The sequence below is a fragment of the Paenibacillus nanchangensis genome (assembly GCF_046543445.1).
GTDB lineage: Bacteria > Bacillota > Bacilli > Paenibacillales > Paenibacillaceae > Paenibacillus_AQ > Paenibacillus_AQ nanchangensis.
Genome location: NZ_JBHOFD010000004.1, coordinates 199959 through 220258, shown reverse-complemented (window position 1 = coordinate 220258; position 20300 = coordinate 199959). Strand labels below are relative to the sequence as shown.

General features: G+C 54.6%; 10 protein-coding genes and 1 tRNA gene. 9 read left to right on the top strand and 2 right to left on the bottom strand.

What is annotated here, in order from left to right; translation table 11 throughout:
• Positions 1-7 precede the first annotated feature (7 nt).
• The 7 genes from ACE6ED_RS04575 (at position 8) to ACE6ED_RS04545 (ending at position 16518) form a co-directional block, all read left to right on the top strand.
• Positions 8-532, top strand: a complete 525-nt coding sequence (locus ACE6ED_RS04575) for a GNAT family N-acetyltransferase (protein ID WP_410825812.1) — start codon at positions 8-10, stop codon at positions 530-532.
• Positions 529-1188, top strand: a complete 660-nt coding sequence (locus ACE6ED_RS04570) for an HD domain-containing protein (RefSeq protein WP_410825810.1) — start codon at positions 529-531, stop codon at positions 1186-1188. The genes ACE6ED_RS04575 and ACE6ED_RS04570 overlap by 4 nt, the downstream gene beginning before the upstream one ends.
• The gene (locus ACE6ED_RS04565; protein WP_410825808.1) at positions 1185-1658 is read left to right on the top strand and encodes a GNAT family N-acetyltransferase; all 474 of its coding nucleotides are present in this window, start codon (positions 1185-1187) and stop codon (positions 1656-1658) included. The genes ACE6ED_RS04570 and ACE6ED_RS04565 overlap by 4 nt, the downstream gene beginning before the upstream one ends.
• 287 nt (positions 1659-1945) lie before the next feature.
• Positions 1946-4273 carry a helix-turn-helix domain-containing protein gene (locus tag ACE6ED_RS04560; RefSeq protein ID WP_410825807.1) on the top strand — a complete coding sequence of 776 codons (2328 nt, stop codon included), beginning with the start codon at positions 1946-1948 and terminating at the stop codon, positions 4271-4273.
• The gene (locus ACE6ED_RS04555) at positions 4270-5760 is read left to right on the top strand and encodes an extracellular solute-binding protein (RefSeq protein WP_410825805.1); all 1491 of its coding nucleotides are present in this window, start codon (positions 4270-4272) and stop codon (positions 5758-5760) included. Before ACE6ED_RS04560 ends, ACE6ED_RS04555 begins: the two co-directional genes overlap by 4 nt.
• Positions 5761-6298: 538 nt before the next feature.
• Positions 6299-13948: a pectinesterase family protein gene (locus ACE6ED_RS04550; protein ID WP_410825804.1), complete on the top strand. Its 7650-nt coding sequence runs from the start codon at positions 6299-6301 to the stop codon at positions 13946-13948.
• Between the two features lie 41 nt (positions 13949-13989).
• Positions 13990-16518, top strand: a complete 2529-nt coding sequence (locus ACE6ED_RS04545; RefSeq protein ID WP_410825803.1) for a GDSL-type esterase/lipase family protein — start codon at positions 13990-13992, stop codon at positions 16516-16518.
• A gap of 96 nt (positions 16519-16614) precedes the next feature.
• On the opposite strand, the gene ACE6ED_RS04540 is transcribed toward ACE6ED_RS04545, so the two are convergent.
• Positions 16615-18039, bottom strand: coding sequence for an FAD-dependent oxidoreductase (locus ACE6ED_RS04540; protein WP_410825801.1), 1425 nt, complete (start codon positions 18037-18039; stop codon positions 16615-16617).
• A 169-nt stretch (positions 18040-18208) separates the two neighbouring features.
• Here ACE6ED_RS04540 and ACE6ED_RS04535 point away from each other — a divergent pair.
• A tRNA-Val gene (locus ACE6ED_RS04535) sits at positions 18209-18280 on the top strand.
• Between the two features lie 507 nt (positions 18281-18787).
• Here ACE6ED_RS04535 and ACE6ED_RS04530 read toward each other — a convergent pair.
• Positions 18788-19009 (bottom strand): DUF3951 domain-containing protein, encoded by a 222-nt coding sequence (locus ACE6ED_RS04530; protein ID WP_410825863.1) that lies wholly within the window; start codon positions 19007-19009, stop codon positions 18788-18790.
• Between the two features lie 728 nt (positions 19010-19737).
• On the opposite strand from ACE6ED_RS04530, the gene ACE6ED_RS04525 reads away from it, so the two are divergent.
• Positions 19738-20223, top strand: coding sequence for an NTF2 fold immunity protein (locus tag ACE6ED_RS04525; protein WP_410825800.1), 486 nt, complete (start codon positions 19738-19740; stop codon positions 20221-20223).
• Positions 20224-20300: the final 77 nt, after the last annotated feature.

The window sequence follows — 20300 nt, the reverse complement described above, 5'->3', positions numbered from 1 at the left end:
ATGTTCAGTGATTATCAGGCCGTACCAGGAGTCGGATATCGATAGAATCGTCACTTTATTTTACGAAACGGTGCATTCGGTCAACACCCGGGATTATTCCAAAGAACAGGTGGAAGCCTGGGCGCCGTATCAACAAGCGGACGAGCGAAAAGCGGCTTGGCAGGCGTCTTTGCGCCGGAACTTTTCTTTTGTAGCCGAGGAAAACGGAGTGATTGTCGGGTTCTCGGATTTGAGTTCCAAAGGTTATCTGGACCGGATGTTTGTACATAAGGACCATCAGGGACGCGGCATTGCTTCGGCATTGCTCCGTCGGCTTGAACTGGAAGCGACAGCGCGGAACCTGCCAGTAATTGAGACGGATGCGAGCATTACGGCGCGGGCTTTTTTTGAAGCCAGGGGGTATACGGTGGTTCGGGAACAGACCGTGGAGCGAAGCGGCGTGAAGCTGAACAATTACCGGATGGAAAAACGCTTCGCGCCGGCGTCCGCCAAAACAGAGAACGCAGAAGGGACAGGGGAAATGAGCAAATGAACGAGCAAATGAACGAGCAGGAACTGATCCGGCAGGCAGAAAGTTATGTGAAAACAAGGCTGGAGCACGAAACGACAGGCCACGATTGGTGGCATATTGCCCGGGTGACGGCGCTTGCCGTGCGGATCGCGGGCGAAGAAGGAGCGGATGTGCTCGTGTGCCGGCTGGCCGCGCTGTTCCACGATCTGGCGGACGAAAAAATCGTGCCGTCCAAAGCGGAAGGCCTCGCCCAAATTGCGGAGTGGCTGAACGCGCATGGTGTGCTTGAGGCGGACATCCGGCATATCACGGAAATTATCGCGGAAATGTCGTTTGGCGGCGGGCACGGCCGTCCGATGCGGACCATTGAAGGACGGGTCGTTCAGGATGCGGACCGGCTTGACGCCATCGGCGCCATCGGGATTGCCCGGACGTTCACGTATAATGGGAGCAAAGGGCACAAGATGCACGAGCCGGGACGGCCTCCGCGCGAGCAGATGACCGAAGAGCAGTACCGGAAGGAGCCGAATACGGCGGTCAATCATTTTTATGAGAAGCTGCTGAAGCTTAAAGACCGGATGAACACGGCCACGGGAAAAAGGCTTGCCGAAGGGCGGCATGCGATGATGGAGTCGTTTCTGGACCGGTTTTACCGCGAATGGGAGGGAGAGCTGTGACTTTGCCTGTTGAAATTCATCCGCTGAATGACGCCTTTTTGCAGGAGGCGCTGGAGATCAGCGGGACGGTGATGGTGTCCCGGGGGACTTTGCATCATTTGGGAGAGCTGCCGGGTTATGCGGCATTGGCGAATGGCCGGGTGCAGGGCTGTATTTTTTACCGGATCGGCGGGGAGCGGTGTGAAATTGTATCGCTGGACAGCCGGATGGAGAACGCGGGGGCAGGGACGGCGCTGATCCGCAGCGTCATCGAAACGGCGCAGGCGGCGGGATGCCGCACAGTGTGGCTGATTACGTCCAATGACAACACGAAGGCGATCCGTTTTTATCAAAAAAGAGGGTTCGATCTGACCGCCGTTCATCGTGACGCCATCACGGAAGCCCGCAAGCTGAAACCGTCGATTCCGCTGACCGGCAATGACGGAATTCCGATCCGGCACGAAATCGAGTTCGAATACCGGCTGACGTAACTCCAATTTGCCAAATTGTGCCCGTTCTGGAACTATTGAAGCTGTGCACGCAACGGAAAGGGGACCAATGTCCTTCTTGGACCGGTCCGCTTTCTGTACTGGAAGAATCATTTTTGGCGGGAAGTAGGATGGCGCATAAGACAAACCGAGGGGATCGTATATAATGAAAGTTAAGCTCCAGCTCAAAGGCGGCTGTGGCTTAACCTTCAGCCCAGCTTTCGGCTGTATGCCGGAGCATTTTTTTTACATAGGTCCCGGGGTGGACAGTGTTCGGGAGGAACAATGCATTGAATAGATACCTGCTTCGTCTGCTGACCTTCAGTCTCGTGCTCGGGGTAATTCCTGTCGTACTGCTTGGCGTTTTATCCTACACCATTGCGGCTGGGGACATTGAACAAAAGGTCAAGGAAGGCAAAATGCAGTGGCTGGCCCAAACCCAGCAGCGGGTCGAGCAATTGATGAAATCAATCGATAAATCGGCAACGCAGTTCGCGAATTCGGCTATGGTGAGCCGGGCGATGAATACGGCTTATGGGCCCGATGATTTTGAGGCGGTCCGTGATTTGTCCGCCGGGCTGTACAATCTGCAGTCGAGCGATGTGGTCATTACGCAGGCCTACCTGGTGAACTTAGAGAAAAAATGGGCGGTCAGCCTGAACAGCATCAAACCTTTGGAAGCGCTTCAAAACTACGTGGAAATTCTGGCTTATTCTAAAGAGCCAAAAAGCATCCGGTGGTACTCGGGATCCGGAACAGATGGCAGGGACGCGGACGATGCTGCAGACAGTGCCGCACAGACGTTGACCCTGGTTCATAAAATCCCGATCCTGCCCATGACGGATCAGCCGCAGGGGCTGGTGATCGTCAAGCTTGCGGCAGCGGACATCCGCGCGGCGATCGCCTCGCCGGAACCGGCTAACCGTAATTACATTTTGAACGGGAGCGGGACGGATATCCTGGGATCGCCGGACACCGAGCTGTCGTACCGGGAGATCAACCGGGCGGTTATGCAGGAGCTGCAGGCCGAACCGGGCAAAGAGCAGGGGCTGCTGCATACCCGTATAGACGGAAAAGAAGCCGCTGTGCTGTACCGTCCGTCATCCTATAACGACTGGACGTATGTATCGGTGATCGCCCTGGCGGAGATTACCGGGGAAGCCCGGAAAATTGCAGGGATCACGGCCATCCTTTGTGCGGTGATCTTGGCCGCCGTCCTGGCCGCCGCGCTGTACGGCAGCCGGCGGATGTACCGTCCGATCCGGCATCTGCTCGATACCGCGATGGGACTGGGGCCGGCAGGCAAGGAACCCGCCGCCGCTTCGCTCCCGAAAGATGAACTGGAATACATCCGAACGAGCATGCAGTCGCTGGCCACCGTCAAGGACCGGATGGACCGGCAGATGCGGGAGCAGATGGTGCATCTGAGGGAGTTTTATGTCTTGAAGCTGTTTACCGGCCAGATGACGGAAAGTACGGACGGGTATCACCAGCTGGGCCGGTACGGATTTCCCGCAGGCTGGCGCAGTCTGGGCGTGCTGGCGCTGCAAATCGACAACCTGCAGGAAACCCGGTATGAGGAGGAAGACAGGGAGCTGCTCATGTACGCCGTCACCAATATGGCGCAGGAGCTGATTCCGGCGCAGCACCGGTTTACGCCGATTTTGCTGAACCAAACCCAGCTAACGCTGATTGTTATGGAAGCGGAGGAACCCGAGCAGGCCAAACAGGTGCTGGATGAATGGGCGAGACGGCTTAAGACCAAGGTGGAGCAGTATTTGCAGCTGCAGGTCAGCATCGGAATCAGCAGGCCGTACACCCGGCTGCCCGACACGGTGAAAGCCTACGGCGAGTGTCTTTCCGCCTTGAAGTCAAGAATCAGCTTGGGTCCGGATATTGTTGTTCATTTTGGCGATACCCAGGACGATTCCGGCGCCCTCTTCACCGAAACCTCCCATCTGAAGGTACTGGAGGAACGGCTGATTCACGCCCTGCGGGAAATGCAGCTGTCCGGTGCGGATGAAGCCTTTGCGCAATATTTGGACGCGCTGCTCTACAAGGAGGGCAGCCTGCATAAACATCAAATGCTGCTGATTCAGCTTATTTCAAGATTGCTGGAGCTGCTGCAGGAGCAGGGGATCGCGCCGGCCCGGGTGTTGAAGGATGAAGGAGCGGTGCAGAAGCTGTTCCAGCTGCAGACGCGCGAAGAAATCATCCATTGGTTTTCGTCCAAATGGTTTGCGCCGCTGATTCAGGTCCTGTCGGAGAAAGCCCAGGTGCAGTATGTGACGATCGCGAACAGGCTTGTCCAGATGATCCAGGAACAATATGACCGGAAAATCACGCTGGAATCCTGCGCCCAGACACTAAATTACCATCCTGTGTACGTCAGCCGCATTTTCAAGCGCGAGATTGGCATGACATTCAGCGAATATTTGTCCGACTACCGGATGAAGATGGCCAAGGTTCTGCTGGAAACCACCGACAAAAAAATATCCGAGATCGGAGAACATCTCCAATATAAAAATATCAGCGCATTTATCCGCAGCTTCCGCAAAATGTATGATATGACGCCGGGACAATACCGCGAGAATCTGACAAGGGGGAGCTTCGAATGAAATCTTGTTCCGCAATGCTGCTCAGCCTGGTTCTGCTTGCAGGCACGCTCACCGCTTGCGGCCAGAACGCAAAGGTTGATGAGGGGAGCGCCGCCGGAGGTTTTGATCTGTCGATTGCGGTCAGCCATTCCGGGGAGATTCCCGCGCCGGATAACCCGCTTGAACAGGCAATGGAATCCTACACCGGCGCCCGGCTGCAGATTCACTGGATTCCTTATTCGGCATACGAAGAACAAAGCAATGTCATGATTGCCTCCGGCGAGCTGCCGCAGCTGATCGAGCTCACCTATACTCCAACGATCGCCGCAACCTTGAAATCCGGTCATTTTTGGGATATAAGCCCATATCTGGCGGAGTTTAAAAATCTGTCCGCGGTTAAGCGGGCGTATTACGATAACATTTCTGTCGGCGGCAGGATATACGGTGTACCTTTGTTTCGCGACATGGGACGCGCTATTGTGCTGTACCGCAAGGACTGGCTGGACCGCCTTGGCCTGCAGCCGCCGGTTACCTTTGACGACTGGTATGAGGTCATCCGGGCGATGGCGCAGGATGATCCTGACGGCAACGGCCGTGACGATACATATGGAATGGTCCTGGAGAAACGGTACAATTTGGAAGCCAGCTCGGTGCTGACCCGGATTTCGGTGTCGCAGGGGGGACCAAACAAATGGCAGGAAAAAAACGGGCGGTTTACCCCCGAATTTATGACGGAGCCTTATTACCAAACCTTGCAGCTGTTCCGCAAGCTGTATGCGCAGCAGCTGATTAATCCCGATTTTGCGGTGGTTGATTATACGGAGGTTACAGAGCGGTATGACAGCGGCAGGGCGGGGATACAGATTGCAGGGGGCAACGGACAGACCTGGCAGGATAAGCTGCGGGAGCGGATGCCGGATGCTTTGGTGGGCGTCACGCCGCTAAGCGGGCCCGGGGGCATCCGGGTGCCTGGCGAACCCGGGAATGCCGGGTTTCTGGCGATTCCCACCCAGTCGGTCCGGACGGAAGCGGAAGTCCGCCAAATCCTTGGGTTTCTTGATAAGCTGCTGGAGGTTCCCATGCAGACGCTGCTGGCTTATGGCATAGAAGGCAGGCACTGGACGGAACAAGACGGGCAAGTGATGATCACGGACCGGCTGCTGGACCGGCAGGAAGTGAAGCCTTACCGGGATGCTCTGCCTTTTTTGGGCGCGCTGAATCCGGCGCTGAAACCGGTGAGCCAGCCGGCGCTGTACCGGGATAATCAGCGGATCGTGCAGGGCAACGAGCAGTATATTGTGCCGAATCCGGCGCTTACGCTGGAGTCGGATACCTATATCCGGAAAGGAAAAGAACTGGAGCAGCTGATAGCGGATGCGCAGACCTCTTTTATTTTGGGCAAGCTGGATGAAGCGGGCTGGAAAGCCAAAGTGGAGCAGTGGAAGCAGCAGGGCGGCTCGCAGATGATTTTGGAATACGAGGAAGCGCTGCGCAAGCAAAAAGAATAGCGATAAAGAGCGTCCCGCGGGAATTACCCGCAGGGCGTTTTTTGTGTCATTAGCTCAGGTTGGCGGTGTTGAGCTGTTCATTTGGCCGTGACTGCTGGGTTTGGCTGCTGCAGATCGGGTTGGTTCAAGGTTATCCGCTGTGTTCTTCGGAATCCGGACCAAGAAGTTAACCCGCAGCTATAGCCTGCAGCCTGTCCCTTGCAGCATACTCTGGATGTTGAAATGCAGACGAGGCAGGAGGGGAGCGTGAACAGCAGAACGAAGCGCACAGAGTAATGAGGACGCCGCACAGAACAACCAAGCAGGAATAAAAAGATTACGCAGTAGCGGAAGCATGGATATATAGCATGATCTGCATCATGATCTACAGCATGGATTCAGCATGGATTCAGCATGGATACAGCATGATCTACAGCGTGGATACAGCATGATCTACCATGATTACCGTGATCTACCGTGGTCTACCATTATTTACCCCGATCTATAGCATGGGTGATGTTTCACCGCCCGGGCTTCACTTACTGACTAGGAGGTAGTTATGAACAAGAAAAAATGGCTGCTGCACACCATGATCCTCAGCCTGCTCGTCTCACTGTGGCCGGCCGGCGGCGCAAACGCCGCGGCTCCGGCCAAACTCCCGGCCTTTCCGGGGGCCGAGGGTGGAGGCAAATACGTCACCGGCGGACGCGGCCAAGCCGTGTACGAGGTAACGACGCTGGAAGACTACAAATCGGGAGAAACGCCGATTTCAGGTTCGCTCCGGGATGCCGTCAGCGAAGGCAACCGGACGGTGGTGTTCCGGGTAGGCGGTACGATCCGGCTTAAAGAACCGCTGAAAATTCAAGGTTCGAACTTGACCTTGGCCGGGCAGACGGCGCCAGGCGACGGTATAACCGTAAGCGATTACACGACGAATATTGAAGCCGATAACATTATCGTCCGCTACATGCGGTTCCGGCTGGGTGACCGGGTCCCAAGCGAAGATGATGCCTTTGGCGTACGGTACCACAAAAATCTGATCATCGACCATTGCTCCTTCAGCTGGTCTGTCGATGAGGTGGTCAGTCTTTACGACAATCAGAACACGACCGTTCAGTGGTCCATTTCCGAAGAAAGCATGCTGATGACAACCCATCAAAAAGGCCGGCACGGTTACGGCGGCATTTGGGGCGGCAATGAGTCCAGTTATCTGTATAACCTGATTGCCCACAGCGTCAGCCGCAATCCCCGGTTTCCAACCGTGATTTCCATGTATCCCGACCGGATGGAGGCATCGAACAACGTCATCTACAACTGGGGTTTTTTCTCGACCTATGGGGGCGGAGACGGCCAATACAATCTGAACAATAATTATTACAAGTACGGACCCAGCACGTATTTCAACGTCAGAGACCGGCTGTTTGACGAAATTGCGCCGGAAAGCGAGATGTACTTAAACGGCAATATTATGGACGGCAGCGATTCGGTTACGGCGGATAACCGGAAAGGCGTGAAGCTGATCAAATCCCCAAGCTCGCTCCTGACTGCTCCAATTGTTATTGGGGACGGCTTTACGCCTGATCCGGCCGAAACGGCATACGATAAGGTGCTCGCCGATTCCGGCGCAACCCTGCCGAAAAGAGACGAATACGACGCCCGCGTCATAAACGATGTGAAAAACCGTACCGGACAGCACATCAACTCCCCGATCGAGATCGGCGGTTATCCGGATTACCCGAAGACCGTCTCGGCCGTGGTGGACCAAGACCATGACGGCATGGATGACGCCTGGGAAGCCCAAAAAGGTTTGTCTTCCGCGGACCCCGAAGACCGGAACGGAACCGGCTTGTCTCCTGAAGGGTACACCAATTTGGAAGTATACCTACAGGAGCTGATCGAAGCGGGGAAGGAAAACGGCAAACATATCGGCAACCCGTCGGTATCCATTACCGCGCCAGTAAATAACACGATCGCCAAGGCTGGCGGCAGCTTGACTGTGGAAGCCGCCGCGGACGATGCCGATGGGATTGCCAAAACCGAACTGATCGTGGACGGAACCAAAGTTGCCGAAGATTCTACCGCGCCGTACAGCTTCCAGCTGAATGATCTGGCAGACGGCACTCACTATCTTGTGGTGAGGGCAATTGACAAGGACGGCCTGTCCACTCAATCGAACAATGTGGCTGTCCATGTGAATACGGAGGGGCCGACCGCTCCATGGCAGGCTGTGGATATCGGTTCGCCCGGCATCCCGGGGCATACCCAGCTAGGGAACACGCCGGGTGAAGTGACCGTCAAGTCGGCGGGCGACATCGGCGGCGGGATAGACAACGATCCCGGTACCAAAGATGCGTTCCAGTTTGCTTATCAGACGCTGGAGGGCAACGGAGAAATTATTGCCCGGGTTGAGCATGTGACGCCAACGGATGACCAGGCCGAAGCGGGAGTGATGATCCGCGAATCGCTGGATGAATCGTCCAAAATGGCGTTTGTGTCGATCCCTTATGTCAAAAACGGCAAAAAAGGGATGCTGATCAGCCGTTCCCAAACCGGGGGAGCCGCTTCCCGGACCGAAACGGAGTCTTTTATCGCCACCCCGTATTGGGTGAGGCTGATCCGGATCGGCGACCAGCTGAAAGGTCTGGTGTCGGAGGACAAAAAAGACTGGAAGCTGATCGGCTCGGTCGAGCTGCCGATGAAGGAAACCGTCTACGCCGGCCTTGCGGCCGACGCGTCGGATGCGCCGGATGAAATTCAAAAATACAATACCTCGCATTTCAGCGGAGCGGAAATCGGCGATTTGCCTGAGGATTTTCCGCTTGCGCCAGAATCCCTGCAGGCGGTTCCCGGCGATAAACAAGCGGTGTTAAGCTGGGAGGCCGTCAGCACCGCCAAGAGCTACAGCATCAAACGGAGTGAGGTATCGGGCGGCCCGTACACAACCGTCCGGACCGGAGTGACCGGCACGTCCTTCACGGACACCGGTTTGGTGGCCGGCAAAACCTATTACTATGTCGTCAGCGCGGTGAACCCAAGCGGCGAAAGCTTTAATTCCGCCGAGACCAGCGTGGTCCCCGCCGGTCCGTCGGAAATGATCTGGCTGGCAGACGATGATTTTGAACAGGCGGAGCTTGGCCAGCTGCCGTCCGGCTATACGCAGTCAGGACCGGTACCCGCAACCGAAACCAACAAAGTGATTGCAGCCGCGGTGCCGTCGTCCAGTACGGGCAATCCGTCCGCCAAGGCGATGCAGTTGTATGACACGGGTACGGTCAGCACGAAGGCGGTCCGGAATTTTGCGCCGCAAAAAGGGACGCTGATCGTTGAAGCGGATTACATGCAGGAGGCGGTCATCGGATCGGCGGGTCTGCTGCAGCTGCAGACGCCGGATGGCGGCAAAACTCCGGTTTCGCTGGAAATCCGCAAACCGTCTACGGAGAACACCAATGTGTTCGTCATTAATAACAACAGCACCTATCACAAGCTGGTGGATGGCCTGCCGGCGACAAACCGGTGGATTCATTTCCGGATCGAGGCGAATGTGCTGACCGGGCAGTCCAAAATTTTTGTGGACGGACAGCCGGCGGTCACGCCTGTAGTGGATTTTAATTCCGGAGCGTTGTCCGATACGCAGCAAAAAGGAATTGGCCGGATTCATTTTTCCACGCCTGGAACAGGGGGCGGCAGTCCTTACTGGGATAACATCAAGGTTTACGTGGAAGCGGCTGAGGCGCCGCACGATTTGCGGGTGATTGAAGGCAATGGCGCGGTTGAGCTGAAGTGGAGCGCGGTGGACAGCGCGGAATCGTATAATGTGCAGCGCAGCGAAAAAAGCGGCGGTCCGTACACGCCGGTAGCGTCCGCCGTGCAGGGATTGTCTTTTATCGACGACTCCGTAACGAATGGCAAAACTTATTATTATGTCGTCACCGCAAACGGTTCCGGCGAAGAATCGGGTCCTTCGAATGAAGTGAAGGCGTCTCCGTCCGAATCAGCGGTTCGGCCCGCCGCCCCGGCCGAGCTTCGGGCAGTAAGCCGGGACTCCCAGCTGGATTTCAGCTGGAAGGCGGTGGAGGATGTCAACTCGTATACGCTCAAAAAAGCGGAAACTGCCGCCGGACCGTTTGAAACCGTGGCAGAGGGGATCCGGGAGACCGGCTACCGGCTGACCGGGGTACCGAACGGGACAACGCTGTATTACACCGTGACCGCCACCAATGTGGCGGGCGAAAGCGCAAACTCGGAGCCTGCGGAAGCCACTGCCCACAAGCAGCTCGGCACGCCCGCAGTCAGCATCCGGGAGGGAGACCGGCAGCTCACGCTCAGCTGGCCCGCGGTAGACGGCGCAGAGCATTATGTGGTCAAACGCTCCGCTTCCCCCGAAGGGCCTTATGTCACCGTCAAGGCGGAGCTTGCGGACACGGAATATACCGATGCGGATTTGACCAACGGCAAACCTTATTATTATAAGGTCACCGCGGCCAACGCGCAGGTCTCCGGGCTGGAATCAGCCGCCGCCGGAGCGCGTCCGTATAAGGACGCCGGGCAGCCGGCTATACCGGAAGCCCTGCGGGCTGAACCGGGAGACGGAGAAGTTCAGTTGTCCTGGAAGCCGGCAGGCGGCGCGGCGGAATACCAGCTGGTCCGTTCCTCTGCGGCGGAGGGACCGTATACGGTTATCGTGGACCGCGTGAGCGAACCGTCCTATCTGGACCGGGGGCTCGAAAACGGCCAGACTTATTACTACGCGGTTGCCGCACGCAATGCACACGGCGCGAGTTTGCTGTCTGCTCCGCAGCAGGCGGTACCCGGACAGGTGATCGTGGTTGACGGCAGCGGCGCGGGCGATTTTGCCACCATTCAAGAAGCGGTTGCCGCCGTGCCGGACAACAGTGATCAAGTGACATTAATCAAGGTGAATAACGGCATTTATAAGGAAAAGGTGCTGATTCCTCCGGGCAAAAACAACATCACCATGATCGGCGAAAGCCGGGACAACACCGTGTTAGTGTATGGCGACTCGGCTAAAACGCCAGGTCCGGACGGCAGCGAGCTGGGCACCAGCAACAGCTACACGCTGAAGGTGCAGGGCACCGATTTTTCGATGGAAAACATGACGGTGCAGAACAGCGCCGGACGGACCGCCGGCCAAGCGGTTGCCTTATATGCGGAAGGCGACAAAGGCGTCTACCGGAACGTGAAGCTGATGGGTTATCAGGATACGCTGCTGACGAACCGGGGCCGGCAGTATTTTGCGGATAGTTTTATTGAAGGTACGGTCGATTTTATCTTCGGCAACTCTGCTGTTGTGTTCGAAAATAACATCATTAACAGCAAAGGGCCCGGTTATATTACGGCGCCTTCCACCGAAAAAGACACGCCGGGTTACGTCTTCCTGAACAATACAATCACCGCCGATCCGGAGGTTCAGCCGGGGACGGTGGATTTGGGCAGACCCTGGAGGGATTACGGCAGCAGCACGTATGTCGGCAACAAGCTTGGTGCGCATATCCGTCCTACGGGCTGGCATGAATGGGAGGAAGGCAGAGGCAAAACGGCGCGTTTTTCCGAGTACGGAAGCGAAGGACCGGGGGCCAATCCTGGTGCGCGCCATAACTGGACCAAACAGCTGACAGCCAGCGAGGCAGCCGGATTCACGCTTGAAGCAACGCTGGGCGGCAATGACGGCTGGAACCCGAAACCGTACCTGGGGCTGATTGAACAGGCTCCGGCAGCCGAGATTCCCGTCAGTTCGATCTCCGTTACCGGAGAGGGCGGACGGAGCTCGATCACCGGCAAAAAGGGCAGCCTGCAGCTGAGTGCGGCAGTAGCTCCTCTTGACGCTACAAACCGTACCGTTACCTGGGCGGTATATGAACCGGACGGTGTAACGCCAACGAACAAAGCTGTCATCTCTGAAAACGGACTGCTGACGGCACGGCAAAACGGAACGGTCCGGGCGGTGGCAGCAGCAACCGATACAAGCGGTGTCCAGGGCGGCATGGATGTGACAATCAGCGGACAAGAAGACCTTCCTGCTGATCTTCCGAACGCGTTGCTTAACGGGCCTTCGGTTGTTAAACAAGGCGAGGAATTTTCTTATAAAGTCGATCTGCAAAATGTAACATCCTCCGTGTACGGGCCGATTTATGCTGTGGATCTCACCGTCAGCTTCGATCCGGAAGTCATCGAAGCGGTTGCTGCGCGTTCTTTAAAGGACAGCTTTGAAGTCCTTGGCCAGAAAACTGACGTGCCTGGACAGATCGCGATTACCGCGGCAGCGCTCGGCGCGGATGGGGCGGTTGCTGCGGATGGAGGCCTGCTAGAAATCGTCTTCCGGGCAAAATCTCAAGCAGGGACGGCAGCTTCACCGATCACAATCAACTCGTTTATGGCTTCCAACGGGCAGGGGGAGGAATTCACCATCCTGGCCGCCAATGAAGCGGTGATCCGGGTTCAGCCGGCGCAAACCGCCGAGCTTGCGGCCCTGATTAAGCAGGCGCAGGCACTGCTTGCAGGAACGGCCGCCGGAAGTGAGCCGGGCCAGGTATCCGCAAGCGCGAAGCAGCAGCTGGAAGAGAGCATCCGGGCGGCTGCAGCCGAGCTGCATTCGCCGGCAGCGACGCCGGAGTCCATCTCGGCGGCCATTACAGCCTTGAACAAGGCGGTGCAGGCGTTCCGGGATGCAATCCTAACAGCGGTTAAAGTCCGCCACATTACGGTCAGCGCTGCGGATGGCAAGGCGGAGGTTGCAGCAGGCCAGACGCTGCAGTTGAAAGCGGCGGTCGATCCCGCAGGCGCAGCCGATCCAACGGTTAGCTGGTCCGTCGGCAGTGCGGACGGCTTGGCTTCCGAGCGGGCTGTGATCAGCCCAACCGGCCTTCTTACCGCCAAGTCACCGGGCAGCGTGACGGTAACAGCAACGGCAAACGACGGTTCAGGGATAAGCGGAAGTTTGCAGGTGACGATTTATACAGCGGAGGCGAAGCCGCCGGGATCGGGAAGCGGCAGTCCATCCGTGCCCGGCAGCAGCCCTGGAACGTCCGGACCAAAGGCACCGGCCGCTGATCCAGCGGGTACGATCAAGGCTGAGGTGAACAGCCAGGGAGCGGCGGTAGTGAATTTAAGCGCCGATCAACTCCAGCAGGCCATCAAGGCTGCGGCAGGGAACAAACTTCAAATCAGCATCGTTCCCGCATCCGGTGCCAAGCGGGTTGCCGTGAATCTGCCGGCCCGGCAGCTGAAAGAGGCGGCTGACGGTCTGCAAACGCTCGAACTCCATCTGGGTCTGGCCAAGATCACCGTTGATATGGATCTGCTGGAGCGTGCGATTGGCTCTGAAAGCAGAACAGTGACGTTATCGGCCGAAACTGTCGACGGCGGGAAGCTGCCCGCATCTACACGGGAGAAGATCGGCACGAGCACTGTTTATGATTTTGAATTCAATGTGGATGGAACAGCGGTTGACCGGTTTGGACGTGGAGTCCGCGTGGAATTTGCTTATCCCGGCAATCTTGGGGCACGTGCACATCAAGTTGTTGTGTACCGTATTGACAATCAAGGAAACGCACAGGTTGTGCCAAACGGCAGATATGATGCTGCATCCAGTAGCGTAAGGTTCCGGCCGGTGCAGTTCAGCTTGTACGCCGCGGGCTTGGCTTCGGTAAGCTTCAATGACATCAGCCGGGTTGGCTGGGCGAAGGACAGCATTGAAGCGTTGGCTGCCCGGTCGGTGATTGACGGGACAGGCGGCGGCAGCTTTGCACCCGATACCAAGGTCACCCGCGCCCAGTTCCTCAAAATGCTGATGCAGGCGCTGGAACTGTCGGATGAAACGGCGGTCAGCACCTTTACCGACGTAAAACCGGGCGCCTGGTATTTCTCTTCGGCCGCCGCCGCCCAGCAGCTTGGGCTGATTCAAGGCAAACCGGACGGCAGGTTTGGCGTAAACGATGAAATTACGAGAGAAGAAATGGCGGTTATGGCCTACCGGGCTGCGGCATATCTGAAGCTTGAGCTGCCGTCAACCGGTTCGGGCACACGGTTTGCGGACCAATCGCAAATTTCCGCTTATGCGGCGGAAGCAGTTGCGGCCATGCAGGCTGGCGGCATCATCGAGGGCGTCGGCAAAGGCCGGTTCAGCCCCAAAGGTCTGGCTACCCGCGCCCAGGCTGCGGTGATTATTAACCGGTTGTTCAATTTGGAGTAACTTGAACCTGCTGTAAAGCCAACCGGACAGGAGGAAGCTGCTTGACGGTTCGAACAAAAGGATCTTTGGCCTTGATTCTGCTGATGATGGGGACGCTGCTGTCCCCTCTAGGCGGATCGGTGAAGGCGATGTATGCCGCGGGAACAGGAGAAGTGATGAAACCGGCGGAAGTTTCGCAAGTGACGGCGAATTACCTGCACGACAAAACAGCCAGCCACCCCAGTGAGACGCGGGCCGCGGTTAGTGCGGCGGTTTACGGGCCAAGCGGTGAGCCAGATGGGATAACGGCCGAGTTGGAGTCAACGCCAGCCAAGAATTCGGAACAGAACCAGGCCGATTTAGCCGACAGGTCCGTCAGTCTGGAAGACTTACGAGAAGACGTTAATCAGGACGGCATAGTCGGAGTCGGGGACTTGGGGATTACCGCTTTTTATTATGGAAAGTCTGAAGGATCGGTAGCCTGGGACACCGCCAAGCGGGGCGATGTCAATAGGGACGGGACGATCGATAAACAGGACCTGATGCTGGTCTCTGCTTATCTTCTCGGTACCGGACAGCCGGGCGGCGAGACGGACGGGACGTACAAATTCAATTTTGCCAAAACGCATAAAGAAGGCTTCATCCATGTAAAATTTGATTCTGCGTCTGGCGTTCCGCTGTTTCAGGCGTCGTCGGAATACGGATTTGTGGCTGAAACCTCGGCAATGCCGCCAAGGCAGGTGCATACGTCCGGGATAACTGCAGAAAGCGAAGGTTTTGTGATTCAGGAGTCGGCGTTTGCTGCCGAGCCGGGGTATGAAAAGGATAACTACAACCATTACGGGATGGCCTTCCGGGTAAAGGCGCCGCCGGGCGCCTATGACGTCTATGTCAAAACCACTTCCGGCGCAGGGGAGACGACGGTTTCCATCTCCGGCATGCAGACCAGCAGGCTGCTGAAGGGCGGTTACTGGGATGCCGCGCAGCTGGTGCCGGTCCGGAACGTCATGCAGGCACAGGGGCGCGAATGGAGCTACCGGTATGTGAACGGCCGGGATTTTATCGATATTGAAATTGAACCGAACCGGATCAACACCCCGGTTGGTGTATCGGAGATTGTGCTGACCCCGGTCCCGGTTAAAGAGCGGGCTGACAACGCCCTTCCCAAACTGTTTGTGTTAGGAGACTCCACAGTGAAGTCCTATCTGTTTGAGGAAGCGCCGATGAGCGGATGGGGCCAGGTGTTCGACCGTTTTTTTGATCCGGGTAAGGTGGATGTGGTGAATTACTCGATGGGCGGCCGTTCTTTTAAAAATGCGTATACGGAAGGGCGGCTGAACGACGTGCTCTTGACCGGAAGCGCGGGGGACTATGTGCTGATCCAATTTGGCCACAACGACGAAAGCGCCGACGAAAACCGGCGGTTCGCCAGAGGGGCGACGGAAGAAATGTATGCAGCCTACATCCGCGACCTTTACATTCCTGCCGTCCGCTCGCGCGGCATGATTCCGGTGCTTGTTACGCCGGTGTCCCGGGTCAAAGGTGATGCTGCGCCCGGGTACGAATACAAGGATTCTTTTACAAACCGGAAGTTTCCTTCGTTGATGCGGCAGGCGGGCGCGGAGCTGGGCGTGACGGTGCTGGATCTCAACGCGCAGAGTGTAAAGTATTATAACGAAATTGGCGTAGAAGCGACTACTGCACTTTTTATGTCGATCGAAGCTGGCGAGACGCCGGGAAAAACAAACGATGGCAGCTACGCCAACGGACATCCTTCGCAAAAAGTGGATGGAACCCATTTCAAGGAGGCGCTTGCCAAGCAGCTGGCGCGAATGGTTGTCAGCGAATTGGCTGACCGTGCGGCGGAGGGCGATGCTGTTGGTGCCGCGCTGGCGGATCTTTTTAAGCCGGAGGTCAAAGCGGCACTAGCCGGACAAGATTGGACAGTTGTTTTCCCGGAAATAGCGAAAGACACCACGGCGGGCAAAGGCGCCTATTACCGGAACCAGATCGAAAAGCTGATTCAGCTCGGGGTAATGGAGACGGATGAGGCTGGTAATTTTAATCCGGAGCAACCGATGACGGTAGGCGGGTTCACCGGAGCGTTGAGCGGGCTGATGGAACTTGATCCTACGGTATTTACAGGTTACACGGGGGATAAACTGAACCGGGAGACGATGGGAGCCATCCTGTACGACGCGTATCATGCCAAGTTTACAGCGCTGCCAAAATACATGACGGATTATAACAAAACCACTGCGGTTCCCGGCAGTCCGGAGTATGATCCTGATCTGGATCCGGCCGCTAGAGGCGTGATGTATTACCCGATTGTTTCTTTTCAGCAGCTGACGGATACGCAGGCCATTGACCAAAAGCTGTTTGATAAGGTGAAAGGCGCTTACGATTTGGGGTTGATCCGTTCGGAAAAAGGCATCGTCCGGGGCAAAATCCGCGGCGGTACCGAACTTGAACCCAAAGGGATCGTGACCCGGGCCAAGGCAGCCAAAGCGCTGTATTTTATGTGGGTGCTGTTCCAATCTCCAAGCATGGAAAACGATGTGTCTGTGCTGGGGGAACCGGCGGCACATTAAGCAGTGACGGCAATTTAAAACGCGGTGCAGAATAGTTCTGCGCCGCGTTTTTGTGTGTCATTCTTTTACCTTACGCCATCCGTGCTCCACCGTCATTTACCTTACGTCAATTCCGTACTCGGCCTTCAAATACCGGTGGATGCGAACGAAATCAGCACGGGTGAGCCGGTCCAGCGGCGTTTGCTCACGCGCCAAAATAATCCCCATCGTCTGCGCCGCAAGCGCCGTCGTCGGCATGATGCGTGCACTGCCGTAAGCTTTGATGTCGGCTCCGATGTTTTTGCCTGCAAGGAGCACGTTATTGTAAGAACGAAGCCGGAATGAGCGGAGCGGAATGCCGTAACGATCCGGTTTGCCGTAGCCGATGCCTGTAGGAATTGTACGGGTTCCTTGCAGATCGACGGAATAACCGCCGATGCTTACGTTGTCCCAAAACATCCGCTCTCCCTTCACATCCGAGTAGTTCAGCACATGCTCGGTCTCATAGCGGTTGTAATCCCGGATGTACAAATACTCGGGGTATCCGTTCAGCGCAGCTTTGGAGAACCCTGGAATGTTCTTTCGCAGGAACTGGACGATGGCCGGGGCTTCTGCTTGTGCCGTTTTCATGGCTGAGGCTACCGAAGCCGGGTTCGAGGGATCGACATCGTATACAAGCAGACCGTTAATGATTACCTCACCGTCTTTTTGGTCGACCGCGTTTAATCCGCGGAGCTTAAGCCTTGAACTGCTCGGCTGATACTTGTTCGTCAGATTGCTGAATCCGGTGGCGAAATGCCAGTCCACATACGTATTCGGGCCATATTTTTTCCTTACATGCGTAAGGGGATAGTCGTCCAGAATAGCTTGATGCAGCAACTTCCAGTTCACATTTTTCACCTTAACCATATAGGTTGCGGCCATATAGTCCGGTTTCTTGCCTTGATTCAAACTTTCCATGCCAGGAATCCGTTTAACCTTCAATTTGGATGACAGCGCCGCAAAATCCGTGTTTTCAACCCAGTACCTGGATCTGACCGTATAAACAGCCCCGCTGCGATCCCGATAGGTTAGAGAGCCGACTGTATACCCGTCAGTTTGCTTCTTCTGCTGCACCGACTGAATTGTAATTCCGCTTTTTACAGGAAGGTTTTTGGCGATTTTGTTATAATAGTTCTGGAAATCGGCATCTTTGCGAATGCTTCCTTTCTTGAAGCCTTTCATCAGTGTTCTGATTTCACCTTGTACGAGACTGCGTTTGGAGTTGTCGTTCACATCGTCCAGAAAGAACATTTTGCCTTGAATCAATTCGCCGCCCGGATGGGGCCTGGGATCAAGCACCAGAACGTCCAATCCTCCGGCTCTGGCTTCCTTTGCCAACAGCATGCCTTGAATCTCGCTGCCGATGACGACGACATCGTATGTCTTGTCCGCTGCTGGCGATGCCGAAGCGGGGGGGACGCCTACATTATGCAGCAGCCATACAGCCGCCAGTACAACAATCATCCAGCGTAATCTTGCGGGATTTGCCACTTTACTCATACCGTCTAAATGCTCCTTATCCGTCATTTACTTACAATACCTATTATCGGCTGAAATTATCCGAATTTCCAACCAATTCCTATGAAATTTAGTTTGCTCTTTACTGAAGGAGTTTTGTGAAAAAGTGTTGCATGTTCACTCTATGTTATGGTATTATAAATTTCGTTGCAGGACGGTAGCTCAGCGGGAGAGCACTATCTTGACAGGGTAGGGGTCATGGGTTCGATCCCCATCCGTCCTATACGCGAAAAGCCTTGTGTATCAAGGCTTTTTTCTTTTTGTCTAAAGAAATTTTAGCCGTCAATGGCCTCGATTATTTGGTTTTGGGGACGGATTGGGAACGTGATTTTTTGTGGGAGAAGATTTGAATAACTTTTCTTTCAGTTTCTCGATCAAGCCTTTTAGTGATGTGAGCAAAGTATCTGCTGTTGTTTGATTTCGAGGGTATAACCATGATAACAATGCAGATTAACAAGGTAATATAGGGGATCCGGGCTGAGGTAATTTTATGGAGCTAAGGAAGCAAAACGCATAACATACCAAAACAAGAGGCCGCCGATTACAAATAAAGCAGCTATGCCTAATAGTGCGTAGATCATTAAACGGTCGTAGCGGCTATATTTACCCATAAATTCACCCTCAATTTTTATTTAAAATTATAAACGATTTGGTTTTTTATAACAAATGAGAAGAGACGGGCAACGGAAGGAGCATATTACGGATCTGAGAAAAAAGATCAGCTTGATAACTAAATGATGTTTTTATCCTTATCATCACCATGGTCCGCCTTTTCCTCTATCTCTTTTTTTTCATCATGAAACTCAACAAGAGAATGGGCCGTGACATAGTCAAATGGAGTGTAATTATTGCTTGGTAATTTTCTTGTAAGTAGTACCTTGGCAATTATGATTACTAATAAGAGACTAGTAATTCCGAATACTCCGAGCAACGTGAATTGTATAAGGTTCATCATTAACACCGCCTTTGATTTTGGATCATGATGGGTTTATATTGCGTTTACAAACCATAGAAGATTCAGTAAAATAAGTGCAACATATACAACTTAGCACTCAACGGTTTGGCTGCGGCCAAGATAATACATACATAAGATTAAGATTGTAAGGAAGTGAAACGGAAATGAGTGGAACAACAGCAATCCTAATCTTAGCTGTTATTATGATGAAGATTGGAGTATTGGTTGTATTATTTGGTAACTCTGAGCAGGAAGTATAGACTGCTTTTTTACTAAAAGTACTCCAATAGGAACATTAATGAACACCAAGGTGTTGCCTCTGCCACTAGAAGGGGTACATTCAGTTAGGGTTACGATATGAATTTAAAAGCAGTTCTGGATCAGACAGGGCCTAATAGAAATCCCCCAACCAGTCCGCGGCCAACTGCGCCAGTTGCGCTTTTTCTAGGCTTTCGACCATCACTTCATAATCTGCAATGTTATCTTTATCCGAAGCTGGCCATGACCAGCTTTCCTTTATAATCCCCCGCGATCACCTTGTTTTTAGCCGACAAAGCTCCTGAACTCCCCTACCGTCATGGATTCATAGAACTGCGAAGGGCCTGTTGTTTGAATCAGAGCTGTACTGTTATTCTTCTGAAGTCCCTTTTCCATGAAAATAAACTCAGTCATTATAAATAGTCGCATTGCTGACTAACTAAAGTGCGCCTTGGAGGCGGTTTGAAATGGATTTTATGAAGGCCTGGGAAGCAATAACCGCAGAGCAGGAGCGGGAACGGGACCGGCTAAGAGTCAATCGGATCACGGTAAACGTCAAACGGAAGAAAAAAAGCAAAACAAAGGAATATCGCCAGGCAACGATCATTGAATACGGGCTAGTGGAACGCGATGTGGATGATGAGCAGCTCATTGGGAGAAATGAGCTTTATTTTGCCGGCCGGGACACGCTCATTGAGAGCGACAGGTCGGGGGATAATATCGTTTTTGGCGAGCTTCCGGATGAACATGCGGCGGCACAGGCGATTTTTCCTTATCTGGCGGAGCGGTATCCTTTGTTTTTGGAGGATTCTCCTTTTGCCGTCAGCTACAATCCGGTAGCGGAAGCCTGGATGATCGAAGGAACACTGCCTCCGGGATGCTTTGGCGGTGTCGTTTATATTGCGCTCGCGAAAGAAAACGGCAGGCTGCTCATGCTGTATGGGACCAGATAAACAACAAAATTTATATGTTTAAATATGGCCGGGAACCCCTGGCTTTTTTTATTGTTAACCATCTATCCCGCCCGAAC

What these genes read in the sequence shown, in the direction of transcription:
- ACE6ED_RS04570 (WP_410825810.1), top strand. Translation starts at nt 529, where the DNA reads ATGAACGAGCAAATGAACGAGCAGGAACTGATCCGGCAGGCAGAAAGT.
- ACE6ED_RS04555 (WP_410825805.1), top strand. Translation starts at nt 4,270, where the DNA reads ATGAAATCTTGTTCCGCAATGCTGCTCAGCCTGGTTCTGCTTGCAGGC.
- ACE6ED_RS04550 (WP_410825804.1), top strand. Translation starts at nt 6,299, where the DNA reads ATGAACAAGAAAAAATGGCTGCTGCACACCATGATCCTCAGCCTGCTC.
- ACE6ED_RS04540 (WP_410825801.1), bottom strand. Translation starts at nt 18,039, where the DNA reads ATGAGTAAAGTGGCAAATCCCGCAAGATTACGCTGGATGATTGTTGTA.
- ACE6ED_RS04530 (WP_410825863.1), bottom strand. Translation starts at nt 19,009, where the DNA reads ATGAACCTTATACAATTCACGTTGCTCGGAGTATTCGGAATTACTAGT.
- ACE6ED_RS04525 (WP_410825800.1), top strand. Translation starts at nt 19,738, where the DNA reads ATGGATTTTATGAAGGCCTGGGAAGCAATAACCGCAGAGCAGGAGCGG.